Raw genomic sequence first — 6450 nt, forward strand, 5'->3', positions numbered from 1 at the left:
GAAGGAACCGAGCGTGGTGCTCCAGCTCGGACAGGTCCAGGAACGACGTGGGCAGGAGACCCCGGTACTCCTCCCACCATCCGTTCGTCCGGTCGGTGGCCATCGCCACGAGGGCGTCGATGAACTCCTCATCGGTGCAGGCGTAGTGGGAGCCGAGGCGGCGAACGCGCTGCTCGCTCACGCCTGCGAGCGCGGACTCGATGTGCGTGATCTGGGCGGGGGCAACGCCGAGCAGCGCGGCTGCCTGACGGGAGTTGAGACCCGCTGCCTCGCGGAGCCTGCGCAGTTCGGTCGCCAGCCGCGTCTGGCGTGCCGTCGGTTCGCGTCTCTTCACCATCGACTGGCCACCCTCACACGCCGGTTGGTGCAACTCGTTCGGCGTCAGATTACGCGATCGACTTGCTGCGTCCCTAAATTTAGATCTACCGTCAGTGACGCGACGCACACCGTGCGGCACCGGGCCACCGGAAGCGCACCGCTCCGTCCTGCCACGACGGCCGCGGCAATGACACCGGGACCGTTCTCACCCCGCCCCACCCACGCGATGGAGTTCCGCATGTCCGAAAGCGAGCCCTGGGAGTACTCCCTCTACCTCCCCAACGACCTCCGTGCCGTCACCGTCAGTCGCCGTACCCTTCGGCTGATCCTCACCATGCACGGGCTGATCCGTCTCGTCGACGTCGCCGAACTCCTCGCGACGGAGCTGGCCTCCAACGCCGTGCGGCACACCAAGGGGCCCGCCGCCCTGCGTGTGCGGTGGTCGCCGCCGGGGACCTTGCGGATCGGGGCCTGGGACGCGGACCCCGAACCGCCCCAGCCGCCCCGGGCGTTCGACGCGGAGGCCGGGCAGGAGGACGGGCGGGGGCTGGCGCTGGTGCGGGCGTGTGCCGACGTGTGGGGGTGGCATCCGCTGGCCAGACACGGCAACCGGGGCAAGTACGTGTGGTGCGAGCTGGCGGCGGCCTGAAAAGGACCCTGGGGACGCCACAAAGCCGTTGAGAAAAAAGGAGTTCGCGGCTGCGACGCGCCCTCCGTGTAGCCTCGACGGTACGCGTCGTCTCGCCGTTTGGAGGAAGTACCCATGACGAAGGGTCCGTTCGTCGCCATGGCCGCCGCGACCGCCGCCCTGGGGACAGCGCTCGGTTCGCTCGCCCTCCGGTTGGACACTGACGGCTACGGGCAGTACACCGAGTCCGTGGCGACCTTCAGCGTCCTGATGTTCATCACCTCGGCGCTGGTCATGGTGACCTGGGTGCGAGACGGGCGTCCGCACTCGAACTGAGCGCGGCGAGCAGCCCGGCCAGCGGGGCGGGGATGCGGTCGGGGGCGAGGGCCTCGGTGAGGACGCGGCCGTAGTGGATCTTGCGGCCCTTCTTCGTGCCGAGGAAGCGCCGCATGCGCTGTTCCGGCGTGCGGTCGCGCTGTGCGGGCTGTTGGAGGAAGGTGCGCAGGGGGCGGAAGTCGCCCTCCGCCTCGACCAGTTCCGTCACCCGGGGCACGCCCAGCGCGCGGATCAGCTCGTCCTCCAGGTCGGCCGCGCAGACGAAGAGGCCCTGCGGTGCCGCGTCCGCCGGGGCCAGGGCGCGGACGTAGTAGCCCCGCTCCCGTTCGTCGCACAGCCCGACGAGAGCCAGCCCCAGGCCCGACGGGCCGAGGACGCGGGCGAAGCGGCCGACGTTCATCGCGCCGCCCATCGGGAGGACGCAGATCCCCTCCGCCGCCAGGTCCCGGCCCTCGCGCTCGGCCAGCGCCTCGATCGCCGCCGCGTCGCTCCGTCCTTCGAGCAGGACCGCCGTCCGCACGGACAGGCACTCGGCCAGCGCGCGTGCGGGCTCGCCGGGGCCTCCGGCCGCCCACGTGGTGACCGCGTCCCGGAACGACCCCATGTCCGTCATGGGCCCGAGTCTGCGTCCTTCACCGAGGCCGCGGTAGCGATTTTTCCCCGCGGAGCGCCTACGCGTCCGGCGACGCGTGCACGCGCCGGCCTGCCACGAACGTCTCCAGGACCCGCGTGGCCCCGATCTCCTCGGGCGGTCCGGCGAACGGGTCCCGGTCGAGGACGACCAGGTCGGCCGCCTTGCCGACCGTGATGCTGCCGCTGATGTCGTCCAGGTGGTTGGCGTAGGCGCTCCCCGCCGTGTACGCGGCGACGGCCGTGCCCAGGTCGAGGCGCTGCCCGGGGAGGAAGGCCGGGGTGCCCTCGGGCGCCTCCGGGGAGACGCGGTTGACGGCGACGTGGAGGGCCTGGAGCGGGTCGGGGCTGCTGACCGGCCAGTCGCTGCCCGCGGCCAGGGTCGCGCCGGCGCGCAGCAGGTCGCCGAACGGGTACTGGCGCGCCCCGCGTTCGGCGCCCAGGAAGGGCAGGGTGAGTTCGTCCATCTGCGGTTCGTGGGCGGCCCACAGCATCTGGAGGTTGGCCGTGGCGCCCAGGGCGCGGAAGCGGGGCACGTCGGCGGGGTGCACGACCTGGAGGTGGGCCAGGTGGTGCCGGGTGTCCCGCCACCCGTTGGTCTCCCGGGCCGCCTGCACCGCGTCCAGCGCCTCCCGCACCGCCCGGTCGCCGAGGGCGTGGAAGTGCACCTGGAATCCGGCCGCGTCGAGTTCCGTGACGTACTTCCTGAGGTCCGCCGGTGCGACGAAGCTGATGCCGCTGTTGTCCGAGACGCAGCCGCAGCCCGTGAGGTACGGGTCGAGCATGGCCGCCGTGTGGTTCTCCGCGATGCCGTCCTGCATGACCTTCACCGTGGTGGCGCGGAAGCGGTCGCGGGTCAGCTCCTCGCGGCGGGCGACGAGTTCGGGGATCTGCTCGGCGCCCCGCTCGCGGTCCCACCACAGGGCGCCGACGACCCGGGCCGTGAGGAGGCCCCGGTCGAGGGCCGCCCGGTAGGCGGGGGCCGGGTCGGTCATGTTGGTGTAGGCGCCGACGATGGCGTCCTGCCAGGCGGTGACGCCGTGCGCGTGCAGGACGGCCTGGGCGCGCAGGAGGGCGGCGAGCTGTTCGTCCGGTGTGGGGTCCGGGACCAGGCCGCCCACCAGGTGGGCCGCGCCCTCCTGGAGCATGCCGGTCGGGTTGCCGTCGGCGTCGCGCTCGATCCGGCCGTCGGCGGGGTCGGGGGTGCGGGCGTCGATGCCCGCCCGCTCCAGCGCCCTGCTGTTGACCCAGGCGCCGTGGTGGTCGCGGTTGGGCAGGAACACGGGCCGGTCCGGCACGATCGCGTCGAGGAGCGCGGCGGTGGGCGTACCGCCGGGGAACGCCTCCATCGACCAGCCGCCGCCGGTGATCCACTCGGCGTCCGGGTGCTCGTCGGCGTACGTCCTGATCCGGCGTACGTACTCGTCCGGGTCGGTGGTGTCGCCGAGGTGGCACAGGCCGAGTTCGAGGCCGGCGCCCTGCGGGTGGACGTGCGCGTCCTGGAAGCCGGGCAGCAGCAGCTTGCCCGCCAGGTCGACGACCTCGGTGCGCGGCCCGATCAGCTCGCGCACCTCGTCGTGGCCGACGGCCGCGATCCGCCCGCCGCGCACGGCCACGGAGGTGGCGCGGCTGCGGGCGGGGTCGACGGTGTGCACCGGGCCTCCGGTGAGGACGAGGTCGGCGGGGGCGGAAGTGGTCGGCTGAGCGTGTGACATGGGCGGTGAACTCCGGGGGGGTCCGTGGGTTGGTGGGGGCGGACGGGGGCGGACGGGGGCGTCAGACCGTCTCGTGGTCCGTCGTCAGGGTGGTCAGGGACTCCGCGTCGGTGCCGCGCCCCGTGGTGAAGTACGGGGCACGCCGCACGTACTTGGCCACGGCGGCCATCACGAGCCCGGACAGGACGATGCCGGCGGGCAGCGAGAACATGAACCAGCCGTTGTCCGGGCTGAGTTCGAAGTGGTCGCTCATCGTCAGGTACGAGTATCCGAGGTAGCCGCCGAGCCCCAGCAGGACCAGGCTGGACGCGGCGGGCACGCCGACGGCGAGCAGCGCCTCGCGCGGCCCCTCGCGCAGCGCGGAACGGAAGCGGACGGCGCAGGCCAGCGCGGTGAGGCCGTAGTACAGGGCGACGACCAGGCCGATCGCGCTGACGGCGGCCAGCAGCATGTCGCTCAGCTCGGGGATGGCGACGGCCAGTACGGCGGTCACGGCGGCGATGGCGACGAGGACGACCGTTCCGGCGGCCGGAGTGCCGTACCGGGGGTGGACCCGCGTCCACACCGGCCCCATCGTGCGGTCGCGGCCCATGGCGAGCAGTCCGCGCGCCATGGGGATCAGCGACGCCTGGACGGAGGCGACGGCGGAACACATCAGCGCGATCACGGGCACCGTCGCCCACGGCTCGGCGGCCAGCTTCTCGCCGAGGTAGGGCAGGGCCTGGGGGCCGTTGTGGATCAGCTCGCCCAGGCTCATCTCCCGCTGGAAGGCGACCGACGCGAAGAGGAACAGCCCCAGCATGGCGAACAGGGCGATGAGCCCTCCCCGGGCGGAGTCGCCGGGGCTCCTGGTCTCCTCGGTGACGCTGAAGGCCGCGTCCCAGCCCCAGAAGAAGAACACCGCCAGCACCATGCCCTGCGCGAAGGCGGTGCCGTCGGGGATCGCGAACGGGTTGAACCAGGAGAGCGAGAAGGCGTGGTCGCCGGTGGCCAGGGCCCAGCCGCAGAGGATCAGCAGCACCGCGTACTCGAAGACCAGCAGCCCGAACTGGAGGCGGGTGGCGACACGGGTACCGGTCACGGCCAGGACGGCGAGGAGGAGCAGGACCACCAGCCCGACCGCCGTACTGACGCCCGTGGACGTCGGGTCCAGGGCGATCCCGGCGAGGCTGTGCACACCGGCCCTGTTGGCGATGATCAGCAGGACCGAGCCCATGACGGCGCTGGTGTAGGCGCAGAAGACGATCGAGCCGACCACGGTGACCCAGCCGGTCAGGAAGCCCAGCCAGGGGCTGAGGGACGCGCCGACCCACACGTAGCCGTTGCCGCAGTTGGGCTCGGAGCGGTTGAGGCGGGAGTAGGCGAGCGCGATGCCGAGCACCGGCAGGAACGCCAGCAGCAGGAGGGCGGGCGCCTGGAGGCCGACGACGGAGGCGACCGTGCCCATGCCGATGGCGATGCTGGTGGTGGCGGCCGTACTGGACGCGGCGAGCGCGACACCGTCGACGACCCCGAGGGAGCGCTTCAGGGCGGGGCGGGACGGGGGTGCGGAGGTCGGGGGCGGCACGGATGACATGGAGGGCTCCTCGGGAGGCGGGACGGGGAAGAGCCGCGCGGCAAGGTGATGGAACAACCGGCGTGGGATTGCGTCAATGCTGTTGACATAAGGGCGCGCGGAGCCGTTCACTGCGGAAGGGTCGGCCGGAGGGTGGCGGGCCGGTCGTGGAGGGGGCCCGCCGGAGGGTGGCGGGCCGGGCATGCACGGGGGCCCGCCGGGAGTGGTGAGCCGGCCCTGGAGGTAGCCCGCCGGGAGGTGGTGGGCGGTCATGAAGGCGGCCTGCCGGAAGGCGGCGGGCCGGCCCAAGAGGGAGCCCGCCGGGGGTGGTGGGCCGGGCATGGAGGCGGCCTGCCGGAAGGTGGCTGGCCGGTCTCGAAGGAAGCGCCCGCCGGCACGTGGCGGGCCGGTCAGGAAGGCGGCCCGCCGCAAGGTGGTGGGCCGGCCCGTGGAGGGAGACCGCGATGACGTCCCGTGTCCCGCAGGAGCGGCGCCGGCGGCGGCCCACCCGCTCCGGGGTCCTGCTGTCGGAGGACCTGATCGTCGAGACCGCGCTGCGGCTGATCGGCCAGCACGGTCCCGACGCGCTCAGCGTGCGCCGGCTCGGCACCGCCCTGGGCTGCGACCCGAGCGCCCTGTACCGGTACTTCCACGACACCGACGACCTGGTGCTCGCCATCGCCGACCGGATCATCGGCGACGCGATGGCCGGGTTCGTGCCCGGCAACGACTGGCTGGCCTCGCTGCGGGAGATGGCCCTGCGGGTCCGCGCCGGGTATCTCGCCCACCCGCGCGCGGCGGCCATGGCTTCGTACCGGATCACCCGGCGCCCCCACGAGATCCGGGCCGTCGACACGGGAATCGGCCTGCTGCTCTCCGCGGGCTTCGAGCCCGTCCCGGCGGCGCGGCTCTACCTGGCGTTCATCGACACCGTGCTCAGTCACGCGGCCACGGAGGCGGCCTTCCAGGCGCTCCCCGGGCAGCAGCGCGAGGCCGACCGGACGGCCTGGCGGAACGTCTACACCGGCCTCGACCCACAGGAGTATCCGGCGCTGACCACGGCGCGCGACGGGCTGTCCGCGATGGCGGAGAGCTCCTTCGAGGAGGCGGTGGACCTGATGCTGGAGGCACTGGCGGCGCGGGCTCCCCAGGGGCCTCGGAAAGGTCCTCCGAAGCAGCCTCCGCACGGGCCTCCCGAGGGGCGGCGGGACGGCACCCGCTGAGGGCGCCGCCCCGCACCGGCGTCCTCAGCGGTGCAGCGTCGTCTA

The 6450-nt window shown here is 73.2% G+C and carries 7 protein-coding genes; 3 read left to right on the top strand and 4 right to left on the bottom strand.

The genetic code is table 11. The features are described 5' to 3' along the window. Positions 1-337 (bottom strand): helix-turn-helix domain-containing protein (locus GTW67_RS23850; protein ID WP_161166846.1); only part of this gene is annotated, 337 nt, incomplete at its 3' end. 219 nt (positions 338-556) lie between these two features. Here GTW67_RS23850 and GTW67_RS23855 point away from each other — a divergent pair. Then, positions 557-967 carry an ATP-binding protein gene (locus GTW67_RS23855; RefSeq protein WP_161166847.1) on the top strand — a complete coding sequence of 137 codons (411 nt, stop codon included), beginning with the start codon at positions 557-559 and terminating at the stop codon, positions 965-967. A 114-nt stretch (positions 968-1081) separates the two neighbouring features. After that, positions 1082-1282, top strand: a complete 201-nt coding sequence (locus GTW67_RS23860; protein WP_161166848.1) for an SCO3870 family protein — start codon at positions 1082-1084, stop codon at positions 1280-1282. On the opposite strand, the gene GTW67_RS23865 is transcribed toward GTW67_RS23860, so the two are convergent. From GTW67_RS23865 to GTW67_RS23875, 3 genes are all read right to left on the bottom strand, one after another. Next, complete coding sequence (locus tag GTW67_RS23865) at positions 1239-1895, bottom strand: TOPRIM nucleotidyl transferase/hydrolase domain-containing protein (protein WP_161166849.1); 657 nt, start codon at positions 1893-1895, stop codon at positions 1239-1241. The genes GTW67_RS23860 and GTW67_RS23865 overlap by 44 nt on opposite strands. A gap of 58 nt (positions 1896-1953) precedes the next feature. Further along, positions 1954-3627, bottom strand: coding sequence for an amidohydrolase (locus GTW67_RS23870; protein WP_161166850.1), 1674 nt, complete (start codon positions 3625-3627; stop codon positions 1954-1956). Between the two features lie 61 nt (positions 3628-3688). Further along, complete coding sequence (locus GTW67_RS23875) at positions 3689-5203, bottom strand: APC family permease (protein ID WP_161166851.1); 1515 nt, start codon at positions 5201-5203, stop codon at positions 3689-3691. 443 nt (positions 5204-5646) lie between these two features. Between GTW67_RS23875 and GTW67_RS23880 the strand changes: the two genes are divergently transcribed. Beyond that, positions 5647-6405, top strand: a complete 759-nt coding sequence (locus GTW67_RS23880) for a TetR/AcrR family transcriptional regulator (protein WP_161166852.1) — start codon at positions 5647-5649, stop codon at positions 6403-6405. The last annotated feature ends 45 nt before the right edge of the window (positions 6406-6450 follow it).

It is taken from the genome of Streptomyces sp. SID5910 (assembly GCF_009862125.1).
Taxonomy (GTDB): Bacteria; Actinomycetota; Actinomycetes; order Streptomycetales; family Streptomycetaceae; genus Streptomyces.